The organism is Streptomyces sp. NPDC058646 (assembly GCF_042716875.1).
GTDB lineage: Bacteria > Actinomycetota > Actinomycetes > Streptomycetales > Streptomycetaceae > Streptomyces.
Genome location: NZ_JBHXRK010000012.1, coordinates 86,505 through 107,575, shown reverse-complemented (window position 1 = coordinate 107,575; position 21,071 = coordinate 86,505). Strand labels below are relative to the sequence as shown.

21 protein-coding genes and 1 pseudogene are annotated in these 21,071 nt (G+C 71.7%); 10 read left to right on the top strand and 12 right to left on the bottom strand.

The window, feature by feature from the left end; all coding sequences use genetic code 11:
- Positions 1–17 precede the first annotated feature (17 nt).
- Both ACFWUZ_RS16935 and pyk read left to right on the top strand, forming a co-directional pair.
- A complete protein-coding gene (locus ACFWUZ_RS16935) occupies positions 18–1,244 on the top strand; it encodes an acetate kinase (protein ID WP_384372801.1) in 1,227 nt (408 codons plus the stop codon).
- Between the two features lie 62 nt (positions 1,245–1,306).
- On the top strand, positions 1,307–2,737 hold the full coding sequence (pyk, locus tag ACFWUZ_RS16930) for a pyruvate kinase (RefSeq protein WP_384372799.1): 1,431 nt from the start codon (positions 1,307–1,309) through the stop codon (positions 2,735–2,737).
- Between the two features lie 153 nt (positions 2,738–2,890).
- Here pyk and ACFWUZ_RS16925 read toward each other — a convergent pair whose 3' ends face one another.
- The 4 genes from ACFWUZ_RS16925 to ACFWUZ_RS16910 all read right to left on the bottom strand — a co-directional run bounded on the left by ACFWUZ_RS16925 (position 2,891) and on the right by ACFWUZ_RS16910 (position 7,173).
- Positions 2,891–4,237, bottom strand: a complete 1,347-nt coding sequence (locus ACFWUZ_RS16925) for a hypothetical protein (protein ID WP_384372992.1) — start codon at positions 4,235–4,237, stop codon at positions 2,891–2,893.
- Positions 4,227–4,811: a DUF6114 domain-containing protein gene (locus ACFWUZ_RS16920; RefSeq protein ID WP_384372797.1), complete on the bottom strand. Its 585-nt coding sequence runs from the start codon at positions 4,809–4,811 to the stop codon at positions 4,227–4,229. The genes ACFWUZ_RS16925 and ACFWUZ_RS16920 overlap by 11 nt, the downstream gene beginning before the upstream one ends.
- Positions 4,812–4,919: 108 nt before the next feature.
- Positions 4,920–5,573 (bottom strand): DUF6230 family protein, encoded by a 654-nt coding sequence (locus ACFWUZ_RS16915; protein ID WP_384372795.1) that lies wholly within the window; start codon positions 5,571–5,573, stop codon positions 4,920–4,922.
- A gap of 595 nt (positions 5,574–6,168) precedes the next feature.
- Positions 6,169–7,173 (bottom strand): tetratricopeptide repeat protein, encoded by a 1,005-nt coding sequence (locus tag ACFWUZ_RS16910; RefSeq protein ID WP_384372793.1) that lies wholly within the window; start codon positions 7,171–7,173, stop codon positions 6,169–6,171.
- A gap of 292 nt (positions 7,174–7,465) precedes the next feature.
- Between ACFWUZ_RS16910 and ACFWUZ_RS16905 the strand changes: the two genes are divergently transcribed.
- Positions 7,466–8,116: a TetR/AcrR family transcriptional regulator gene (locus ACFWUZ_RS16905; RefSeq protein ID WP_384372791.1), complete on the top strand. Its 651-nt coding sequence runs from the start codon at positions 7,466–7,468 to the stop codon at positions 8,114–8,116.
- A gap of 204 nt (positions 8,117–8,320) precedes the next feature.
- Here ACFWUZ_RS16905 and ACFWUZ_RS16900 read toward each other — a convergent pair whose 3' ends face one another.
- The 4 genes from ACFWUZ_RS16900 to ACFWUZ_RS16885 all read right to left on the bottom strand — a co-directional run bounded on the left by ACFWUZ_RS16900 (position 8,321) and on the right by ACFWUZ_RS16885 (position 12,311).
- Positions 8,321–10,021 carry a methylmalonyl-CoA mutase gene (locus ACFWUZ_RS16900; RefSeq protein ID WP_384372789.1) on the bottom strand — a complete coding sequence of 567 codons (1,701 nt, stop codon included), beginning with the start codon at positions 10,019–10,021 and terminating at the stop codon, positions 8,321–8,323.
- 77 nt (positions 10,022–10,098) lie between these two features.
- Positions 10,099–10,428, bottom strand: coding sequence for a DUF3817 domain-containing protein (locus ACFWUZ_RS16895; RefSeq protein WP_384372787.1), 330 nt, complete (start codon positions 10,426–10,428; stop codon positions 10,099–10,101).
- A gap of 80 nt (positions 10,429–10,508) precedes the next feature.
- A complete protein-coding gene (locus ACFWUZ_RS16890) occupies positions 10,509–11,018 on the bottom strand; it encodes a MarR family winged helix-turn-helix transcriptional regulator (RefSeq protein WP_384372785.1) in 510 nt (169 codons plus the stop codon).
- A gap of 21 nt (positions 11,019–11,039) precedes the next feature.
- Positions 11,040–12,311: an MFS transporter gene (locus ACFWUZ_RS16885; protein ID WP_384372783.1), complete on the bottom strand. Its 1,272-nt coding sequence runs from the start codon at positions 12,309–12,311 to the stop codon at positions 11,040–11,042.
- Positions 12,312–12,464: 153 nt separating this feature from the next.
- Between ACFWUZ_RS16885 and ACFWUZ_RS16880 the strand changes: the two genes are divergently transcribed.
- Both ACFWUZ_RS16880 and ACFWUZ_RS16875 read left to right on the top strand, forming a co-directional pair.
- Positions 12,465–13,457, top strand: coding sequence for a DUF5937 family protein (locus ACFWUZ_RS16880; RefSeq protein WP_384372781.1), 993 nt, complete (start codon positions 12,465–12,467; stop codon positions 13,455–13,457).
- Positions 13,458–13,591: 134 nt separating this feature from the next.
- Positions 13,592–14,590 (top strand): annotated as a pseudogene (locus ACFWUZ_RS16875) (glycoside hydrolase family 6 protein).
- 7 nt (positions 14,591–14,597) lie between these two features.
- Here ACFWUZ_RS16875 and ACFWUZ_RS16870 read toward each other — a convergent pair.
- A complete protein-coding gene (locus tag ACFWUZ_RS16870) occupies positions 14,598–14,894 on the bottom strand; it encodes an MTH1187 family thiamine-binding protein (RefSeq protein ID WP_384372779.1) in 297 nt (98 codons plus the stop codon).
- On the bottom strand, positions 14,891–15,235 hold the full coding sequence (locus tag ACFWUZ_RS16865) for a DUF3817 domain-containing protein (protein WP_384372777.1): 345 nt from the start codon (positions 15,233–15,235) through the stop codon (positions 14,891–14,893). The genes ACFWUZ_RS16870 and ACFWUZ_RS16865 overlap by 4 nt, the downstream gene beginning before the upstream one ends.
- Positions 15,236–15,422: 187 nt before the next feature.
- Between ACFWUZ_RS16865 and ACFWUZ_RS16860 the strand changes: the two genes are divergently transcribed.
- The 5 genes from ACFWUZ_RS16860 to ACFWUZ_RS16840 all read left to right on the top strand — a co-directional run bounded on the left by ACFWUZ_RS16860 (position 15,423) and on the right by ACFWUZ_RS16840 (position 18,780).
- The gene (locus ACFWUZ_RS16860) at positions 15,423–16,061 is read left to right on the top strand and encodes an AIM24 family protein (RefSeq protein ID WP_384372775.1); all 639 of its coding nucleotides are present in this window, start codon (positions 15,423–15,425) and stop codon (positions 16,059–16,061) included.
- Positions 16,061–16,711, top strand: a complete 651-nt coding sequence (locus ACFWUZ_RS16855) for an AIM24 family protein (RefSeq protein ID WP_384372773.1) — start codon at positions 16,061–16,063, stop codon at positions 16,709–16,711. Before ACFWUZ_RS16860 ends, ACFWUZ_RS16855 begins: the two co-directional genes overlap by 1 nt.
- The gene (locus tag ACFWUZ_RS16850) at positions 16,708–17,517 is read left to right on the top strand and encodes an AIM24 family protein (protein WP_384372771.1); all 810 of its coding nucleotides are present in this window, start codon (positions 16,708–16,710) and stop codon (positions 17,515–17,517) included. The genes ACFWUZ_RS16855 and ACFWUZ_RS16850 overlap by 4 nt, the downstream gene beginning before the upstream one ends.
- A gap of 64 nt (positions 17,518–17,581) precedes the next feature.
- The gene (locus ACFWUZ_RS16845) at positions 17,582–18,085 is read left to right on the top strand and encodes a MarR family winged helix-turn-helix transcriptional regulator (protein ID WP_384372990.1); all 504 of its coding nucleotides are present in this window, start codon (positions 17,582–17,584) and stop codon (positions 18,083–18,085) included.
- Positions 18,086–18,210: 125 nt separating this feature from the next.
- Positions 18,211–18,780 carry a PepSY domain-containing protein gene (locus tag ACFWUZ_RS16840; RefSeq protein WP_384372769.1) on the top strand — a complete coding sequence of 190 codons (570 nt, stop codon included), beginning with the start codon at positions 18,211–18,213 and terminating at the stop codon, positions 18,778–18,780.
- A gap of 76 nt (positions 18,781–18,856) precedes the next feature.
- On the opposite strand, the gene meaB is transcribed toward ACFWUZ_RS16840, so the two are convergent.
- Positions 18,857–19,816 (bottom strand): methylmalonyl Co-A mutase-associated GTPase MeaB, encoded by a 960-nt coding sequence (meaB, locus tag ACFWUZ_RS16835; RefSeq protein ID WP_384372767.1) that lies wholly within the window; start codon positions 19,814–19,816, stop codon positions 18,857–18,859.
- 41 nt (positions 19,817–19,857) lie between these two features.
- A complete protein-coding gene (locus tag ACFWUZ_RS16830) occupies positions 19,858–21,057 on the bottom strand; it encodes an acetyl-CoA C-acetyltransferase (protein WP_384372765.1) in 1,200 nt (399 codons plus the stop codon).
- Positions 21,058–21,071 lie beyond the last annotated feature (14 nt).

The following is a 21,071-nucleotide window of genomic DNA, read 5'->3' as shown; positions in this document are numbered from 1 at the left end:
GAGAAGGCTCCGCACCCGTGACCGCATCGCGCGTACTCGTCCTCAACTCCGGCTCCTCGTCGGTCAAGTACCAGCTGCTCGACATGGCGGACCGCTCCCGCCTCGCCGTGGGCCTGGTGGAGCGCATCGGGGAGGGGGGCTCCCGGCTGGTGCACGAGCGGCTGGCCGGCGCCGACGGGGCAGCGGCGGCCGGGGGCGCCAAGCGCGAGCGGCTCGGCCCGATCGCCGACCACGAGGCGGCCCTCGGCGCCGTGGCGCAGGAGCTGGCCGCCGACGGGATGGGCCTGGACTCCCCCGAACTGGCCGCCGTGGGGCACCGGGTGGTGCACGGCGGGACGAGGTTCACCCGGCCGACCGTGATCGACGACGTGGTGCTGGCGGAGATCCGGAACCTGATCCCCCTGGCTCCGCTGCACAACCCGGCGAACGTGACGGGCATCGAGGTGGCCCGCGGGCTGCGCGCGGACATCCCGCAGATCGCGGTCTTCGACACCGCCTTCCACTCGACGATGCCGGAGTACGTCGCCCGGTACGCCATCGACGCCGCGACGGCCGACAAGTACGCCATCCGGCGGTACGGCTTCCACGGGACCTCCCACGCCTACGTCTCGCGGGCGACGGCCGGGCTGCTGGGCAGGCCGGTGGAGGACGTGAACGTGATCGTGCTGCACCTGGGCAACGGAGCTTCCGCCTCGGCGGTCCGCGGCGGCGTGTGCGTGGAGACCTCCATGGGCCTGACCCCGCTGGAGGGACTGGTCATGGGGACCCGCTCCGGTGACCTGGATCCGGCGGTCGTCTTCCACCTGGCCCGGGTGGGCGGCCTCTCGGTGGATGAGATCGATTCGCTCCTGAACAAGAAGAGCGGTCTGCTGGGCATGTGCGGCGACAACGACATGCGCGAGGTACTGCGGCGTGCGGGCGAGGGCGACGAGGCGGCGGCGACGGCCTTCGCCTCGTACGTCCACCGCCTGAAGAAGTACATCGGCGCCTACTCGGCGGTGCTCGGGCGGGTGGACGCGGTGGCGTTCACGGCCGGGGTCGGCGAGAACGCCCACCAGGTCCGGGAGGCTGCCGTGGAAGGGCTGGCCGAGCTGGGCCTGGCGCTGGACCTGTCGGCGAACGCGGTGCGCTCCGGCGAGCCGCGTCTGGTCTCGCCGGACTACGCCCGGGTGGCCGTGGCCGTGGTCCCGACGGATGAGGAACTGGAGATCGCCACCCAGGCGTATGCGCTGGTTACCGAGTAGTCACTTGGACTTTCCACCAGACGGAATATTCCGCTACGAAACAAACCGATAGGATCCGCTCCATGCGCCGTTCCAAAATCGTCTGCACGCTGGGCCCCGCCGTCGACTCGTATGAGCAGCTGAAAGCGCTCATCGAGGCAGGCATGAACGTGGCCCGATTCAACTTCAGCCACGGATCCCAGGCAGAACACCAGGAGCGGTACGACCGCGTCCGGCAGGTCTCCGCGGACACCGGGCGCGCCGTCGGCGTCCTCGCCGACCTCCAGGGCCCCAAGATCCGTCTGGAGACCTTCGCCGAGGGTCCGGTCGAGCTGGTGCGCGGTGACGAGTTCACCATCACCACCGAGGACGTCCCCGGCGACAAGTCCATCTGCGGCACCACCTACAAGGGCCTGCCCGGCGACGTCTCCAAGGGCGACCAGATCCTGATCAACGACGGCAACGTCGAGCTCCGGGTGACCGAGGTCTCGGGCCCGCGGGTCAAGACCATCGTCATCGAGGGCGGTGTCATCTCGGACCACAAGGGCATCAACCTGCCGGGTGCCGCAGTGAACGTCCCCGCCCTGTCGGAGAAGGACGTCGACGACCTCCGCTTCGCCCTGCGGATGGGCTGCGACATGGTCGCCCTGTCCTTCGTCCGCGACGCCAACGACGTCAAGGACGTCCACAAGGTCATGGACGAGGAGGGCCGCCGGGTCCCCGTCATCGCCAAGGTCGAGAAGCCGCAGGCCGTCGCCAACATGGAGGCCGTCGTCGACGCCTTCGACGCGGTCATGGTGGCCCGTGGTGACCTGGCCGTCGAGTACCCGCTCGAAAAGGTCCCGATGGTCCAGAAGCGGCTCATCGAGATGTGCCGCCGCAACGCCAAGCCGGTGATCGTCGCGACCCAGATGATGGAGTCGATGATCACCAACTCCCGTCCGACGCGTGCGGAGGCCTCCGACGTGGCCAACGCCATCCTCGACGGCGCGGACGCGGTCATGCTGTCGGCCGAGTCCTCGGTGGGCGCCTACCCGATCGAGACCGTCAAGACGATGTCGAAGATCGTCGTGGCGGCCGAGGAGGAGCTCCTCTCCAAGGGCCTGCAGCCGCTGGTCCCGGGCAAGAAGCCCCGTACCCAGGGCGGCTCCGTCGCCCGCGCGGCCTGCGAGATCGCGGACTTCCTCGGCGGCAAGGCGCTCATCGCCTTCACCCAGTCCGGTGACACGGCCCGCCGGCTGTCGCGCTACCGCGTGACCCAGCCGATCCTGGCCTTCACCACCGACGCCAACACCCGCAACCAGCTCACGCTGAGCTGGGGCGTCGAGTCCTACATCGTCCCGCACGTCGACACCACCGACGCGATGGTCGACCTGGTGGACGGCGAGCTGCTCAAGCTCCAGCGCTACAACGACGGCGACACCATGGTCATCACCGCCGGTTCGCCCCCCGGCGTCCCCGGCACCACCAACATGGTCCGGGTCCACCACCTGGGCGGCGGCGAACAGGCCTGACGCCGCACGGCACCGCACGACTGCGCCGCACAGAGGCCGAGGGCGGCACCCCGCAACGACGGGGTGCCGCCCTCGGCGCGTCCGTGCCCCCGCCGGCGGGCACGGCGATGCTCCCGGCGGCCGGGGCCGCCGGGAGCACGTCCGGGTACGGGACTACTCCGGCGGGCCGATGTAGTTCTGCAGGCCCGGGACGGTCAGGGTGCCGCCGAACTGGCCCGCCTGGACGACCTTGACGTCCGTGAAGAACGCGAAGGGGACGTTCAGGGGCGGCGGGCTGTTGGGGGTGAACTCGATCGGGATCAGCCCGAAGAGGTTGCCCTTGAGGCTCTCGGTGTACATGGTCACCGTGCCGCCGCGGATCTCGGAGGTGGAGCCCGGCCGGGACTTCAGATGGGCGACGTGCCCCTCCTTGCCGACCGTCTGGTACAGGTCCTTGATGTCCAGCGAGTCCGCGGTGAACTTCAGGACCTTCTTGGTCTTGCCACTGGCCGTCTTCACCTCGACGATGCCGTGGTAGTCGAGGCCGTAGAGGGTCAGCAGGGAGCTGTCGAGGTACCAGGGCTGGTCCGGCAGGAGCGGGATTCCCTGCTCCAGTTCGGCGTCGGCCAGGGCCTGGGCGTCGTAGGTCGGGCAGGGGAAGGGTTCCTTCCCGTCCGCGTCCTTCGTCGCCCCGGGCTTCGCCTCCTCGTCGCCGGTCTTCCCCTTGTCCTCGGCCTTGTCCTCGTCCTCGGCCTTGTCCTCGGCCTTGCCGTCCGCCTCCCCGGGCGTACCGGGCTTCTTGCCGGTCTCGTCCTTCGGCGTCTTCGCGGTGTCCTTGACGTCCTGCGGCAGTTCCGCGACCTCGGCGCCGGCCTGCTTCGCCGCCTCCCGGATCGCCTCGGCGGCCGGGTCCGGTGTCTGCGCGCCGCTCGGGGTGGGCGCAGGTGCCGGGGCCGCCTTGCCCAGGCCGCCGGTGAACGGCTTGCCCAGCTCGTCGACGAGGCCCTTGAGGGCGTCGCCGACGCCCAGCGGGTCCAGCGGGTTCGGGGTCCTGGACGGCGCCGGCGTGGTGGCCGGGTCCGGCTTCTTCGCCTCCGGGGTGCCGGCCGGCTTGTCGGCCGCGGGCTCGGACCCGGGCCCGGACTCCGGCTTGACCGCCTGCGGGGTCACGCCGGGCTTGGGCGTACCGGACGCGGAGGGGGACGGTGTCGCGGTGGGCGACGTGCTCGGCGCGGGCGTCTTGGAGGGCGTCGGCGAAGCCGACTCCTCCGGCTCGTCGGACCGCGTCACGCACGGCCCGGGCGCGAAGGGGATCTCTTTGTCGTCGGCCACGGCCAGCTTCGGCGCCATGCCCATCCCGACGAACACGGCGGTCGGCATCGCGGCCAGCGCCATCGTCCGGCCGACGGGTATCTGGAGCTTGTTCAGCAGCGACTTCCTGGGGGCGGCGTGCCGCGGCCCCTTGTTCTCACCGGACTCTGCGGCTGGGGCCGCGCCCCGCTGCGTCTCGTCACCCCGCACTGTTCCTCCCGCCATCGGCGTGGGCTGTCGTCTCGCTCGCGTGTGCAGGCGTTTCCGTCTCGCGCTGTCCGGGGATGCCCTGGGGGCCTGCCATCGCATCGGACTTGCCCAGGCGCACCGGCTCCTGGTGCCCCTGGTCGTCCGCCGCGGCCTCCGCCTCGTCCTCCACCGGGTCGGCGGGAGCCCAGGACAGCGCGAGTGCGCCGCCGATCAGCGAGGAGAGGAAGCCGATGAAGAAGCCGCCGAGGTTGGACACCGGAATCGACACCAGGGCCAGCAGGATCGCCGCGACGCCCGCGAAGACACGGATGGTCTGCTGGAACCACAGGGCCAGGCCCAGCGTGACCAGCAGTACGCCGATGATCAGCGCACCGGCCCCGCCGGTGGTGGCCATGGCGAGGGTGACGTTGCCCAGCCGCAGGTCCGCGTACGGGAAGTAGGCGATGGGCAGACCACCGAGGAGCGTGAACAGACCGGCCCAGAAAGGACGGCTGCCTCTCCAGGCACGGAAGGTGTGGCGAGCCACGGTGAGCCAGTGGTCGTCTGCGGCGTGCACCGGGGACTGGGGGTTCATGGACAACAGCTCCCTGGAAACGGTGGTACGTGAGAACTCTGTGGAGCCCGGAGGGGCGGGCGGCGACCCGCGCCGCCGGCCGCCCTTCCGGTCACCCGCCGGGACGGACTACTTCTCGTCCTGGTAGCACGGCTGGTCGCCACCGAGCAGGCGCAGCTTCAGGTCGGGAAGCTTGAACGTGCCCGCCGTGGTCGCCCACGCCTTCTGGCGCACGTTCGTCAGGACCGCCTTCTCGGCACGCTGCGAGAACGCGTACTTGTTCCGCTCGTTGACCGTGCCCGGCTGCGGCTTCATCTTGTTGTCGTGGCTCGGGTCACTGACCGCGACACCGATGTCCAGGTTCTTGAACTCGGCGTCGGCGTCGAGCTCGGCCACATCCAGGTAGATGTTGTCGGCCTCGGCCGGCGTGCCCTTGTGGCCGGTCCGCAGCTGCAGGGTGATGTTGCCCAGCGGCGTCGGGGTGACCAGGGACTGGCACATGTTCGTGATCTTGGCGTGGCTGAACCCGGAGATGGTGACCGGGTGCTGAACCGGCTTGTTCGTGCCGAGTTCGTGCCCTTCGGCGATACCGCCGTACTGGATGAGGTTGTCACCGTCGAGCTTGTCGGCCGAGACCTTGAAGTCCTGGCCGGAGACGCTGAAGGACGCCGCGAGGGCACCCTGCGCCAGACCCACACCGACCGCGGCCGTGGCCGCGATGCTCGGGACCATGACGAGCGCGAAGCGCTTCCATCTGGTCCCGCCACGAACCTGAGAACTCATTTCGTTCCTCCTTCTCGGACGTACATCTCCGGTCCGGGCCGTGCCCGTCCTGGGATGGGAGAAGTGCTACGTCCTCGGGAAGGAGCGCAGGCGGCCGGGCCGCGACCGTGCCACGTCCGATACACCGGCGTTCACCCCCGAGCGACAACCACTGGGCCACGCGTTCGCGCAACCTGGAGGACAGGCCCCGCCGGTGCGGCAGAGACCCCCCTGTCCCACGGCCGGTGCAACTGCCACCGGCCGGCTCGGTGGGGACCCCTCACTGCGGCTCCGGATGAGCGGCTCCGCGGGAAGGACCGAGCGTCGCCGATCGTGGTCCATTCCCGGCCGGGGCACAAGGGGGTTCGTTACTGACGGGTAACGGTCAGATAACCGGGGCCCGACCCGCTGCCATCGGGCAGCAACACAGGGTGTGACCGAGGGCCACGACAGAACGGTGGAAGTGGGAACACTCCGGACAGTTCACGGAGTTTGACTTACTGCGAGTAACAGCGGCCGCGTTTGCCAAGTTTTGGCAAAACGCGGCCGCTGTTTATCTCCGTGTCAACAAACCGCCGGTGGACCGTCGACGGACGGGAAGCCGTGTGGTGCGGGCCTAGAAGAGCACCCGGGCGAGCGCCGTGCGCGCCGCCGTGACCCGGGGGTCGTCCGCCCCGATGACCTCGAACAGCTCCAGCAGCCGCAGCCGCACGGAGTCCCGGTCGTCACCGAACGTCACGCGGACGGTGTCCACGAGGCGCCCGAACGCGTCCTCCACGTGCCCGCCGACCAGGTCGAGGTCGGCCGCGGCGATCTGCGCCGCGGGATCGCGCGGGTTCTCGGCGGCCGCGGTACGCACCGCCTGCGGGTTCATGTCCTGCACCCGGACGAGCAGTTCCGCCTGGGCCAGGCCCAGCCGGGCCTCGGTGTTGCCCGGGTCGTCGGCCAGCACGTTCTTGTACGCCTGCACCGCACCGCCCAGGTCGCCCGCGTCCAGGGCGACGACGGCCGCCTCCAGCAGCGCGTCGTGCGGACCGGCCGGGGCCTCGGCCACGGCATCGGCGGCGCCCGGACCGGCGCCTTCGGCGTTCGGGTCGACCTCGATGCCGATGAGCCCGAAGCGCTCCTCGGCGACCTGGACCAGCTGGGCGAGGGTCTCGCGGATCTGCTGCTCGGGGGCCAGGCCCTGGAAGAGGGGCAGCACCTGGCCGGCGACCACGGCGAAGACGGCCGGGATGCCCTGGATGCCGAACTGCTGCATCAGCATCTGGTTGGCTTCGACGTCCACCTTCGCCAGGACGAGGCGGCCGTTCGCCTCGACGGTCAGCCGCTCCAGGAGCGGGCTGAGCTGCTTGCACGGCTCGCACCACTCGGCCCAGAAGTCGAGGACGACCGGGACCTCGGCGGAGAGCTGGATCACATCGCGTTCAAAGCCGGCCTCGTCTACGTCGATGACGAGCGCGGACGGCGCGACGGCGCCGGCGGACACACCGCCGCCCCCCCGGGCTGCCTGCCGTGCCGATTCGGCGCGGGCCTGCTCGGCCTTCGCCTTGGCCTCGCCGGCCGCCTTCACCGCGGCGAGGTCGACGACGCCGCTCATGGACATGTTTCTGGGCTGCATGCGTACATCCTCCCCCGAGTGCGCGCGTCGACGAAAAAGATCGCGTGAATTGCCGCGCCCGACCCGCCGTGCAGCGGGTCGGCGCGGGTGGTGCGGTGGTGCTGCGGTCGTGGAACTGCGGTCCTGAACGGTCGGCGCCGGGTCCCCACCTGGCGCCTGTAGCCCTTCGCGTGGTCGTCGCTCTTACGCTACGAGCCGTAGCGTAACTCCTCGCGGCCGCCCCTGCCCCGTGATCTGAACCACAGCGATTCCCGGCCCGGAGCTTCCCCTACCGACCGGTATGGTCTCGCCCATGCGCAACCCGACCACCGGCACGAGCACCGACACCAGCTCCGGGACCGGCCGCACCGGACGGCCGCGGAGCGCCGCGGCGGACGCGGCCATCCTCGCGGCGACGCGGGACGCACTGGTGGAGCTGGGCTGGTCGAAGCTGACGATGGGCGACGTCTCGGCCCGCGCGGGGGTCGCCAAGACCACCCTCTACCGTCGCTGGGCGGGTAAGAACGAGCTGGTCGTGGACGCGGTCGCGGAGCTCTTCGACGAGCTGGAGCTGCCGGACCGGGGCTCACTGGAGGCCGACATCGAGTACGTGGTCCTCCGGTTCGCGGAGCTGCTGCGCCGCCCGGAGGCCCGTACGGCCCTGATGGCCGTGGTCGCCGAGTCCACCCGGGACGAGGCGCTGCGGGACCGGATCCGGTCGGCCATCGTCGAACGGCAGAAACGTCTCGTCGTACTGGGGCGCGAACGGGCCCAGGCGCGCGGCGAGCTCCCGCGCGAGGAGGACGAGGCCCTCGCGGACCACACCACGGACCTGATCTTCGACGTGATCGCGGGCACGGTGGTCCACCGGGCACTGGTGAGCTCCGAGCCGGTGGACGAGCTGTGGGTGGCCACCTTCACGGCCCTGCTGATGCACGGCCTGCGGGGCCCGGACCCGGCCTGACCCCCGCCCTCGGGCGGCCCTCCGGCTCCGTCGGCTCACGGTCCGGCTCCGGCTCCGGCTCCGTCCGCATCAGGTCCGGCTCGGGCTCCGGCTCGGGCCCCCGGTTCCGGGCGGGGCTTCCCGGGCCGGTTCACCCGGGAAGGCCGGTCACGGGGCCCCCGTAAAGGCGCCGCGGCCGGCCGTTCCCCACCCCGTGCGGGCCGCTCAGAAGCCCGGCGGCTCCGTGTAGGTGCCCCACTCCTCGCGCAGGACGTTGCAGATCTCGCCCAGCGTCGCCTCGGCGCGCACCGCGTCCAGCATGGCGGGGATCATGTTCGACCCGTCCCGGGCGGCTTCGAGCATGGCCTTGAGCGAGGCGCCGACCTCGGCGTCGTCCCGGCGGCCCTTGCGCGCGGCCAGTTCCCGCACCTGGACGGTCTCCACCTCGTGGCTGACCCGGAGGATCTCCAGGTCCCCGGTGACCGATCCGTGGTGGACGTTGACGCCGACGACGCGCTTGTCCCCCTTCTCCAGCGACCGCTGGTACTGGAAGGCCGATTCGGCGATCTCGCCGGTGAACCAGCCGTCCTCGATGCCGCGCAGGATCCCCGAGGTGATCGGTCCGATCGGGTGCTGTCCGTCCGGGTGGGCGCGCAGCCCGCGCTCCTTGATCTGGTCGAAGATCTTCTCGGCGTCGGCCTCGATGCGGTCGGTGAGCTGCTCGACGTACCAGGAACCGCCCAGCGGGTCGGCCACGTTGGCCACGCCCGTCTCCTCCATGAGCACCTGCTGGGTGCGCAGGGCGATCTCGGCCGCCTGCTCGCTCGGCAGCGCGAGGGTCTCGTCGAGGGCGTTGGTGTGCAGCGAGTTGGTGCCGCCGAGGACGGCCGCGAGGGCCTCCACGGCGGTGCGCACGACGTTGTTGTACGGCTGCTGGGCGGTGAGGGAGACCCCGGCGGTCTGGGTGTGGAAGCGCAGCCACATCGACTTCTCGCTCTGCGCCCCGTAGACCTCCTTCATCCAGCGCGCCCAGATCCGGCGGGCGGCACGGAACTTGGCGATCTCCTCGAAGAAGTCGAGGTGTGCGTCGAAGAAGAAGGAGAGGCCGGGGGCGAAGACGTCCACGTCCATGCCGCGTGAGAGCCCGAGCTCCACGTAGCCGAAGCCGTCGGCGAGGGTGTAGGCCAGCTCCTGCGCGGCCGTGGCTCCGGCCTCGCGGATGTGGTAGCCGGAGACGGACAGCGGCTTGTACGCCGGGATGCCCTTCGCGCAGTACTCCATGAGGTCGCCGATGAGGCGCAGGTGCGGCTCGGGTTCGAAGAGCCACTCCTTCTGGGCGATGTACTCCTTGAAGATGTCGGTCTGGAGCGTGCCGTTCAGCACGGCCGGGTCCACGCCCTGCCGCTCGGCGGCGACGAGGTACATGCAGAAGACGGGCACGGCGGGACCGGAGATCGTCATCGAGGTCGTGACGTCGCCCAGCGGGATGTCCTTGAAGAGGACCTCCATGTCGGCGGCGGAGTCGATGGCGACCCCGCAGTGCCCGACCTCGCCGAGGGAGCGGGGGTCGTCGGAGTCCCGCCCCATGAGCGTCGGCATGTCGAAGGCGACCGAGAGCCCGCCGCCGCCGGCGGCGAGGATCATCTTGTACCGCTCGTTGGTCTGTTCGGCGTTCCCGAAGCCGGCGAACTGCCGGATGGTCCAGGTCCGCCCCCGGTAGCCGGTGGCGTGCAGGCCCCGGGTGTACGGGTACTCGCCGGGCCACCCGATGCGCTCGAACCCCTCGTACGCATCGCCGGGCCGGGGCCCGTACACCGGGTCCACCGCATCGCCGGAGAGCGTGCTGAAGTCGGCCTCTCGCTTGCGGGCCTTGTCATAGCGGGCCTGCCAGCGACGGCGGCCTTCCTCGATGCCGTGAGCGTCCATGGATACGAATTTACTAGGACGTCCTAGTAAATGTCGATGGGAAACCCCGGGGGATCACCCCCGGGGGTTGCGGGAAATCAGGCCCTGACCGCGGCCGGACCGTCGCTGACCAGCGGCTCGACCTCGGCGCGGATCTTGCGCTCGACGAAGAAAGCGGCCAGCGGAATCGTGCCCGACACGAGCACCCAGAGCAGTTTGCCGAACGACCACTTGGCCTTGGAGCCCAGGTCGAAGGCGAAGACCAGGTAGATCATGAAGAGGACACCATGGGCCTGCGAGACCGCGAAGGTCAGGCCGGCGCCGGTGTCGAAGCCGTACTTCGCCACCATGCAGGCACACAGGATCAGGAGCATGACCGCGGTCACGTAGGCCATGACGCGGTAGCGGGTCAGCACGCTTCGTTTCATGCGGACGAGCCTAACCGTCCGTTTTGCTCGATCTTGACGCGGGCCCGGATCCGGATCGGGGCCGGTCCGGACCGGTCCGGCTACTTCTCCTCGAAGTCCGCGGCGGCCACCCGCAGCGGCCGCAGCAGCGCGAAGATCTCCGCGCACTCCTCGGCGTCGTACGCGCCGAGGCCGAAGTCGATCTCCATCAGGTCCCGGGTGGCGGCCTCGACGACCTCGCGCCCCTTGTCCGTGATGGACGCGAGGGTGCCGCGGCCGTCGTTCGGGTTGGGCCGCTTGTCGACGAGTCCGGAGCGCACCAGCCGGTCCACCGTGTTCGTCACCGACGTCGGGTGGACCATCAGCCGCTCGCCGATCTTCGACATCGGCAGCTCGCCCGCCTTGGAGAAGGTGAGCAGCACCAGCGCCTCGTACCGCGCGAAGGTCAGTCCGTACGGCTTGACCACCGCGTCGACCTCGCCGAGCAGGATCTGGTGCGCCCGCATGATCGAAGTGATGGCGGCCATCGAGGGGACCGGCCCCCAGCGCTGCTGCCACAGCTCGTCGGCGCGGGCGATGGGATCGAAGGGAAGACTGAGCGGCTTGGGCACGCACCAGACCCTACCGGTCGGTCATTTGGCGGCCACCCCCGTCTCACTCCTCGGCCCCGCCCCCTCCCGGGCGGCGGCGCGGAGCTCCGCGAGGAGCAGCAGGACCACGGCCGTGCCGAGGATCCCGGAGCCGGTGACGACCACGTGCACCGGCGCGAACTCGGCGGCGAGACCGGCCAGGGCCATCCCGACGCCCTGGAGGGTCATCAGGCCCGTGCTGAGCAGGGTCATGGCGCGGCCGCGCAGCTCGGCGGGGACGGCGTCCACCCACCACTGGTCGAGCCCCAGGCTGTGGGCGTGGGCCAGGCCGGCGAGCAGGAGCGCCACGAGCACCCCGGGCACGCCGGGCCGCAGCACGAAGAGCACGAGCGGCAGGAGGGACACGGCGGCGAGCGGGGCCACGATCCGGGAACGCGTTCGGGCGGTGAGCACGGAGCCGGCGAACACCTCGCCCGCGATGGTCGCGGCGGGCAGCGCGCACATCAGCAGGCCGAGGGTGGCGGTGCCGGCGCCCAGGCCGTCGACGTACGGGGCGAGCAGCACCTCGGGCACGACGACGAAGACGGGCGGCAGCCAGAACAGCAGCGTGAGGGCGCGCACCCGGCGCCCGCCGAGCACGGCGCGCAGGCCGGCGAGGGCGGCAGGCCCCTTCCGGGCGGACGGGTCGGCCGCGCGGGCCGGGCGGGCGCGGGTGCCCAGGCCCAGCAGGAGCGCCGAGCAGAGGAATCCGGCGGCGGTGAGGGCGAGGGCCGCGCGCGGGGCGAGCACGGTCAGCAGCAGCCCGCCGAGGCCGAAGCCGACGAGCTGGGCGCTCTGCGCCACCATGCGCAGCAGCGACCGGCCGAGGACGAAGGCGTCGCCGCTGCCGAGGATGTCGGCGAGGGAGGCGTTGCGCGTGCCCTGGAACAGCGGTGCCACGAAGGCCAGGGCGCAGCGCAGTACGAGGAGCAGCGGGATCGGCGTGCCCGGGAAGGCCATGGCGGCGGCGCCGGCCACGCAGACGAGGTCGCATCCGACGAGCACCCGCCGGGCCGGATACCGGTCGGCGATCCCGGCGAGCAGGGTGCCGCCGAGGGCGTACGGGAGGAAGCCGAGGGCGAAGGTGAGCGCGCTCATCAGCGGCGAGCCGGTGGCCCGGTAGACGAGGACGGTGAGGGAGATCTCGGCGACGACGAGGCCGAGCACGGACAGGAGGTGTCCGGCGAAGACGGTCCGGAACTCCCGGACGCGGAACACGGAGCGGTAGCCCGGTGGCGGTGCGGACCGCCCGGGCGCCTGGGTGGCGGATGGCATGGGGTCCAGCGTCCCGGCCGCAGGTGCGGCGCCCCAGGGATTCGCCTGGGCGCGAATGTTGGGGCAGTGTCCCGGGAGACGGCGTTCCCTGGGTGCCGTCCCCCGCGACGGCACCGTCGGGCGGAGAGCACGGGAAGAAGGAAGGGGACGCGGATGGGGTTGCACCACCGGTTCGGCCACGGGGACCTGCTGCGGTGCCGGTTCGCGCTGTCACCCGTGTGGGAGACGCAGGAGGCGGTCCGCACCCTGGCCCGCCCGGACCGGCAGGGCTACCACCTGCCCTGGCTGCGGCGGATCCGCGCCGCGGCCGACGGGCTGGACCTGCGGCCGCTGTGGCTGCTGATGCCGCGCCGGGGACACAGCACGGACTTCATCAGCCCGCCGCCGGGCGGCCCCGGAGTCTCCTTCGAGGAGGAGCTGGCGCTGGTCCGCGCCGCCGATCCGGCCGAGGCGCGCGAGGACATGCGCAAGGCGCTGGCCTGCACGCCGGGCGCGCTCGACAGCGAGCTGGGCCGGGCGATGCTCGCCGATCCGGCGCGGGCGGTGCACCAGCTGGCCGATCTGCTGGAACGGGCCTGGAACGTCCTGGTCGAGCCGCACTGGCCGCGGCTGCGGGCCCTGCTGGAGGCCGACGTCCTCTTCCACACCCGCCGCCTCGCCGCCGGCGGACTGGAGTCGCTCTTCGACGGCCTGCACCCGGACCTCTCCTGGGACGCCGCCTCCCTCACCCTGACCATCGAGCGGCCCAGTCACCACGAGCGCGTGCTGGGCGGCCAGGGCCTCCTCCTCATGCCGAGCGCCTTCGTCTGGCCGCAGATCGCGGGCGGCTTCGACCCGCCCTGGCAGCCGACCGTCGTCTACCCGGCCCGGGGCATCGGGGCCCTGTGGACGGCCGGGGCGGGCCCGGCGCCGCAGGCCCTGGCCCGGCTGCTGGGGCGCGTCCGGGCCGATGTGCTGTGCACCCTGCACGAACCCGCCTCCACCACGGCCCTGGCCCACCGCCTCGGCCTGGCCCCGTCCACCGTCTCGGCCCACCTGGGGGTGCTGCGCGCGGCCGGGCTCCTGGTCTCGGCCCGCCACGGGCACCAGATCCTCTACGAGCGCACGCCCCTGGCCATCGCCCTCACGACCGGCGATCACGACTGAAGCGTGCCGGGCCCCGTGACGGCGCTCCCCCGGCAGCGTCATCCGGCGGGATGCGGTGTCGAGACGAGGGCTGACGGACCGTCATGTCAGGATGTCCCGGTTCGCTGCCCGATCCTTCGCACCGAGGAGCCGGGATGTCAGGCCGACGCCGCCCCGCCGGTCCCGCCGCCCCCTCCCGCGCACCCGGGGCCTCCCGAAGGCCCGCCCGTTCCCGCGGTCCCCTCGCCGCCCTCGGCCTCGCCCTGCTGCTCGTGGCGCTCCCCGGCTGCGGCGGCGACCGGCCGCAGGCCCGGCCGGCCGCCGGTGGCGGGACCCCGGCCGCCTCCCCCGCGGGCGGCGCCTCCGCGTTCTGGGTCGACCCCCGCAGCGAGGCCGCCCGGCAGGTCACGGCCTGGGAGGCGCAGGGGCGATACGGCGACGCCCAGGTACTGCGCCGGATCGCGGACCGCCCGCAGGCCCTGTGGGTCCCGGGCGGCGACCCCGGCCCCGAACTGCGCCGGGCCGCGGCGGGCGCGAGGGCGGCCCGGCAGACCCTGGTGCCGGCCGCGCACGGCATCCCGTACCGCGCCTGCGGGCAGCACCCGCCCCGGGGGTGCGCGCGACGCACGGGCCTACCGCAGCTGGATCGGCGCCGTCGCGGACGCCATCGGTGACACCCGGGCCCTGGTGGTCCTGGAGCCGGACTCCCTCGTCCACGCCGCCGGCGGCTGCACGGCGCCGGCCCACCGCGCCGGGCGCGGGCGGCTGCTCGCCGAGGCCGTCGACCGGCTGAAGAAGAACCCGGACACCAGGGTCTACCTGGACGCGGGCGGCCCGGCCCGGATCCCGGACCCGCTCGACCTCGTCGGGCCCCTCCGCGAGGCCGGTCCCGCCCGCGCCGACGGCACTTCGTCCTCGACACGGGCCGCAACGGCGACGGCCCGCTGCCCGGTGACGGGGAGCGGGCCGCGTGCAATCCGCCGGGCCGGTCCCTGGGGGGCGGCGCCGACCGCCGTCACCGGGGACCCGCTCGTGGACGCGTACCTGTGGGTCAGGCGTCCCGGCACGTCCGACGGGACCTGCCGGGGCGGCCCGGACGCGGCAGGTGGTGGCCGGAATGCGCCCTCGGCCTCGCCCGCCGCGCCAAGGACTGATCTGGGGTCAGCCCTCGGCGAGGTGGCGTTCCACCGTCTCGACCTTCGAGGTGATCCCGTCGCTGACGCCGGGACGGATGTCGGCCTTGAGGATGAAGGAGACCCGGGGCGCCCGTGCCTCCACGGCGGCCACCGCGCGCCTGACCACGTCCATCACCTCGTCCCACTCGCCCTCGACGGTGGTGAACATGGCGTCGGTGCGGTGGGGCAGCCCGGACTCGCGTACGACCCGGACCGCGTCGGCCACGTACGCGCCGACCTCCTCACCGACCCCCAGCGGGGTCACGGAGAACGCGACGATCACGCCTCGGCCGCCTCACGGGCGCGGGCCGCGACGACGCTGTCGGCCTCGTCGCGCTTGAGGAGCTTGTCGCCGTACAGGCCGCCGAAGGGCAGCAGCGCGAGGACGAAGAAGAGGAGGACCTTGGTGAACGGCCACTTGGCCTTGTTCCAGACATCCAGCAGGAAGATCGCGTAGATGACGAACAGGATCCCGTGGAGGACGCCGAGCGGCATCATCAGGAAGTCGATGTCCGAGATCCGGCTCAGCAGCGAGCCGAAGATCAGCAGCGCGGGGAAGGACAGCGCCTCCGGGACGGAGATGAGGCGCAGCCGGTGCAGGGCGGAGGCGGTCTTGATGTCCACGGAGAACCTTCGGGGTGGAGGTCAGGGTCGGTCCCAGTGTCTCAGCCGCTTTACGGGATCTTGACCCGGGGGCCGCTCCCCGCGGCCCGGTCCGGCGGGGCCCGCGAAGAGCCCGCGGCGCCCGAGTGTGGCGCATATCGGCCACTGGGCCCTGTTCGTGCTCGCCCGCTGCCGATAACGTCGTCCTGTGGCTCAGTTCCGACTCCAAGGCAGCAAGGTGCTCGCCGTCGACCTGACCGGGGACGCCGTCAAAGCGAAGAACGGCTCCATGGTCGCGTACGACGGTCAGATGGCCTTCAAGAAGATGTCCGGCGGCGGCGAAGGCCTCCGGGGCATGGTGACCCGGCGGTTGACCGGCGAACAGATGACCGTGATGGAAGTGCAGGGACACGGCACCTGCTTCTTCGCCGACCGCGCGAGCGAGATCAATCTGGTCGCTCTCCGCGGCGAGAAGCTCTACGTCGAATCCAGCAACCTGCTCTGCACGGATGCGGGCCTGCGCACCGGCACCACCTTCACCGGCCTGCGCGGCGGGGCGACGGGCAACGGCCTGTTCACCACGACCGTGGAGGGGTCGGGCCAGGCCGCGATCATGTCCGACGGCCCGGCGGTGGTGCTGCGCGTGAGCGCCCAGTACCCGCTCTCCGTGGACCCGGGGGCGTACATCGCGCACACCGGCAACCTCCAGCAGTCGTTCCAGTCGGGCGTGAACTTCCGCACGCTGATCGGCGAGGGTTCCGGCGAGGCGTTCCAGATCCGCTTCGAGGGGGAGGGGCTGGTGTACGTGCAGCCCAGCGAGCGCAACACCGTCGGGGGTGACATCTGATGCCGTTCCGCGAGGTCAACTCCAAGATGGTCGAGGCCCAGGTCGTCCCCGGGCAGAAGATGTACAGCCAGCGCGGCGCGATGCTCGCGTACCGCGGCGAGGTGTCCTTCACGCCGAGCCTGGCCGGCGGTCAGGGCGGGGTCATGGGCATGATCGGGCGCCGCGTGGCGAACGAGCAGACCCCGCTGATGACGGTCGAGGGCAGCGGTACGGTGATGTTCGGCCACGGCGGCCACCACATCCAGGTGATCAACCTGACCGGCGAGACCCTGTACGTCGAGGCGGACCGGCTGCTCGCCTTCGACGGCACCCTCCAGCAGGGCACGATGTTCATGGGCTCGCAGGGCGGGGTCATGGGCATGGTGCGCGGCCAGGTGACGGGCCAGGGCCTGTTCACCACCACGCTCAAGGGCCACGGCTCGGTGGCCGTGATGGCCCACGGCGGCGTGATCGAACTCCCCATCACCCCGCAGCGCCCGGTGCACGTGGACCCGCAGGCGTACGTGGCCCACCACGGCGACGTCCGCAACAAGCTGTCCACCGCGCTCGGCTGGCGGGACATGGTGGGGCGCGGTTCGGGCGAGGCGTTCCAGCTGGAGCTGTCCGGCCAGGGCGCGGTGTACGTACAGGCCTCGGAGGAGAAGCTGTGAACTTTGGCCCCGTGACGGGCGGGCCCGGCGGTCCGACGGTCTTCGACCCGTACACCCTGCCCTCCGACGACAACGTGAACGCGTACACCTTCTGCGTGGAGCTCAAGGGGAGCCAGTGGTTCCTGCAGAAGGGGAAGATGATCTCGTACTACGGGAGCATCGAGTTCAACGGGATCGGCCACGGCCGCTTCGACCGCCTGCTGCGCACCAGCTTCCACTCGCCGCTGCACGCGAGCGACTGGGTGGTGGCCGAGGGGCAGGGCAAGATGCTGCTCGCCGACCGGGCGTTCGACGTGAACTCGTTCGACCTGGACAACGGGAACCTGACGATCCGGTCGGGCAACCTGCTCGCCTACCAGCCCTCCCTCGCCCTGAAGCAGTCGATCGTCCCCGGATTCCTCACGCTGATCGGAACCGGGAAGTTCGTGGCTGCGTCCAACGGTCCGGTGGTGTTCATGGAACCGCCGCTGCGCGTGGACCCGCAGGCACTGGTCGGATGGGCGGACTGCCCCTCGCCCTGCCACCACTACGACCACGGCTACATGGCGGGCGTGATGGGCGGACTGCGCTCGCTCACGGGGATCGGGGGCGCTTCGGGCGAGGAGCACCAGTTCGAGTTCGTGGGGGCGGGCACGGTGCTGCTGCAGTCCACGGAGCTGCTGATGGCGGATCAGGCCGTCGGCACGGTCGGTGCGGGTGCGGCCACGGGCAACGCGCAGGGGGTTCCGGGGAGCGGCCAGGGCGCGCCGGGGGTACCGCGGATGCCGGGGCAGCTGGGTGATCTCCAGCGGCGTTTCGGACTGTGACCCTCCCGACCATACGATTTTGTACGTCATTCAACTTTTTAGGTAGAGTTCATTCATGGAGACCGTGGAGACCGAGTCCGCCACCCGCCCCGAGGCCCCGTCCGGGGAGACCCCCTGGCTGAGCGACGCCGAGCAGCGGGCCTGGCGCACCCACCTGGACGTCAGCAGGCTGCTGATGCACCAGCTGGAGAAGGATCTCCAGCCCTTCGGGCTCACGAACAACGACTACGAGATCCTCGTGAACCTCTCGGAGTCGGGCGACCACCGGATGCGGATGAGCGATCTCGCGACCGCGACCCTGCAGTCCAAGAGCAGGCTGTCCCACCAGATCACGCGCATGGAGGCGGCGGGCCTGGTGCGCCGGGTGAACTGCGAGTCCGACCGCCGCGGCCTGTACGCGGTGCTCACGGACGAGGGCATGGAGACCATGCGCAAGGTCGCCCCGCACCACGTGGCGTCCGTACGCCGTCATTTCATCGACCTGCTGCCCCCCGCGGCCCTGGCGGCGCTGCGCGAATCGCTCAGCCCCGTGGCGGAGCACCTGAGGGACAACCGCGGCAAGGTCTGAGGCCCGGCGTACGGGCGCTCCGCGTGCCGTACGCCGCCCGCGCCCGCAGAATGGTCGGTGATGCTCGCTGCCGGCCGCTCGCCGTGCAACCGTATGCGCCGCGGCCGGCCTGAGGAGGTCCAGCCATGAAGCGCAACGTGTACATCTCCGCGGCCGCGGCCGTCGTCCTGACGGTGGGAGGCCCGGTGGCCGCCGCAGCAGCGGCGACCGCCGACACGGCGAGAACCGTGCCCGCCGCCACCCTTGTCCTGCCCGCCGCCGAAACGGCCGAGGAGGCCTCGGCGGCCGCCCTGAAGCACTTCCCCGGCGTCGTCGAGGCTCTGGACAAGGACGGCACCGTCTGGAACGTCGACATGGTCAGCAAGGACGGCGCGACCCACGTCGAGCTGAAGGTGGCCGCCGACGGGACGGTCACCGAAGGCGACCGCGACACCAACGAGAACGCCTCCGAGAACCAGGAGCTGATCGCCGCCAAGGTCACCGCCGACCAGGCGGTCAAGGCGGCCGTGGCCGCCCATCCCGGCGCGGTCTGGACCGTCGAATGGGACGACGACGACGCGGGCAACTCCTGGCAGGTCGAGGTCCGCGGCTCCGACGGCAGCACCTGGGAGGGCAGGGTTGACCCGGCGACGGGCAAGGTCACCGCCGAGAACGCCCAGAACGACACCGGCCGGAACGGCACCGACAGCAACTGACGGCTCCGCGAACGAGCGGGAAGCGACTCCCCCGCTGCCCGAATCCGACCGCCGGCCCGGGGCCCCAGGCCCCGGGTCAGGCCTCCGTCAGCGTCGCCAGCAGCGCGTCGGCCGCCGCGTACGGATCCAGCTCGCCCAGGGCGACCCTGGCGGCCAGCGCGTCCAGGTGCGCGTCACCGTGCAGGTCGGCCATCCGGGCCCGCAGGGCCGTCACCGCGATGGTCTCCACCTCGCGCGCCGCCCGCGCCGCCCGCCGCTGCGCCAGGACCCCGCGCTCGTCCATCCACGCGCGGTGCTTCTCCAGCGCCTCGACCAGCTCGTCGATGCCCTGGCCCCGCGCGGCGACCGTCTTCACGATCGGCGGCCGCCAGTCACCGGCCCCCCGGGACTCCCCCAGGCCCAGCATGTGGTTCAGCTCCCGGGCGGTGGCGTCCGCACCGTCCCGGTCCGCCTTGTTCACCACGTACACGTCGCCGATCTCCAGGATGCCCGCCTTGGCGGCCTGGATCCCGTCGCCCATCCCCGGGGCCAGCAGCACCACCGAGGTGTCCGCCTGCGAGGCGATCTCCACCTCCGACTGCCCGACTCCGACCGTCTCGACCAGGATCACCTCGCAGCCGGCCGCGTCCAGGACCCGGATCGCCTGCGGGGCGGCCCAGGCCAGGCCGCCCAGGTGCCCCCGGGTGGCCATGGACCGGATGTACACGCCCGGATCGGAGGCGTGGTCGGACATGCGCACCCGGTCCCCGAGCAGCGCCCCGCCCGAGAAGGGCGAGGACGGGTCGACCGCGAGGACGCCGACCCGCTTGCCCGTCTTGCGGTACGCCGACACCAGTGCCGAGGTGGATGTGGACTTGCCCACGCCCGGGGAGCCCGTGAGGCCCACGACGTACGCCCCGCCGGTCAGCGGGGCCAGGGCGGCCATCACCTCCCGCAGCTGCGGGGACGCCCCCTCGACCAGCGAGATCAGCCTGGCCACGGCCCGCGGTCGGCCTTCACGGGCCTGCTCCACCAGCGTGGGGACGTCCACCGTCATACGTGCTGCGCTCCTCGGTTGTACGGGTACGGCAGGTGTGCTCAGTTGCGGACGTGCACGATCAGCGCGTCGCCCTGGCCGCCGCCGCCGCACAGGGCGGCCGCGCCGGTCCCGCCGCCGCGCCGCTTCAGCTCCAGCGCCAGGTGCAGCACCACACGGGCGCCCGACATGCCGATCGGGTGCCCCAGGGCAATGGCGCCACCGTTGACGTTCACCTTTTCCGGGGTCACGCCGAGGTCCTTCATTGACTGCACCGCGACCGCCGCGAAAGCCTCGTTGATCTCGATGAGGTCCAGGTCGGAGACCTGGAGCCCCTCCTTCTTCAGCGCGTGCAGGATCGCATTGGACGGCTGCGACTGGAGGGAGTTGTCGGGGCCGGCGACATTGCCGTGGGCGCCGATCTCGGCGATCCAGTCCAGGCCCAGCTCCTCGGCCTTCGCCTTGCTCATCACGACCACGGCCGCCGCGCCGTCGCTGATCTGCGAGGAGGTGCCGGCGGTGATGGTGCCGTCCTTCTTGAAGGCCGGCCGCAGCTTGCCGAGGGACTCCACCGTGGTCTCCGGGCGGATGCCCTCGTCCTGGGAGAAGACGACCGGCTCGCCCTTGCGCTGCGGGATCTCGACCGGGGTGATCTCGGCCTCGAAGACGCCGTTCTTCTGCGCGGCCGCGGCGCGCTGGTGGGAGGTGGCGGCGAACTCGTCCTGCGGGGCGCGCTCGATGCCCAGGCGGCCGTTGTGCTTCTCCGTGGACTCGCCCATGGCGATGTTCTCGAAGGCGTCGGTGAGGCCGTCGTGGGCCATCGCGTCCAGCATCTCGACGGCGCCGTACTTGTAGCCCTCGCGCGACTTGGACAGCAGGTGCGGGGCGTTGGTCATGGACTCCTGACCGCCCGCGACCACGATGTCGAACTCCCCGGCGCGGATGAGCTGGTCGGCCAGCGCGATCGCGTCCAGGCCCGAGAGGCACACCTTGTTGATGGTGAGCGCGGGCACGTTCATGGGGATGCCGCCCTTGACCGCCGCCTGCCGGGCCGGCATCTGGCCCGCACCGGCCTGAAGCACCTGCCCCATGATCACGTACTGGACCTGGTCGCCGGAGATCCCGGCCCGGTCCAGCGCGGACTTGATGGCGAAGCCGCCGAGGTCGGCGCCCGAGAAGGACTTCAGCGAGCCGAGCAGCCGCCCCATCGGGGTGCGGGCTCCGGCGACGATCACTGAAGTGGTGTTGTTCGATCCGGACATGAGGCACAGCCCCT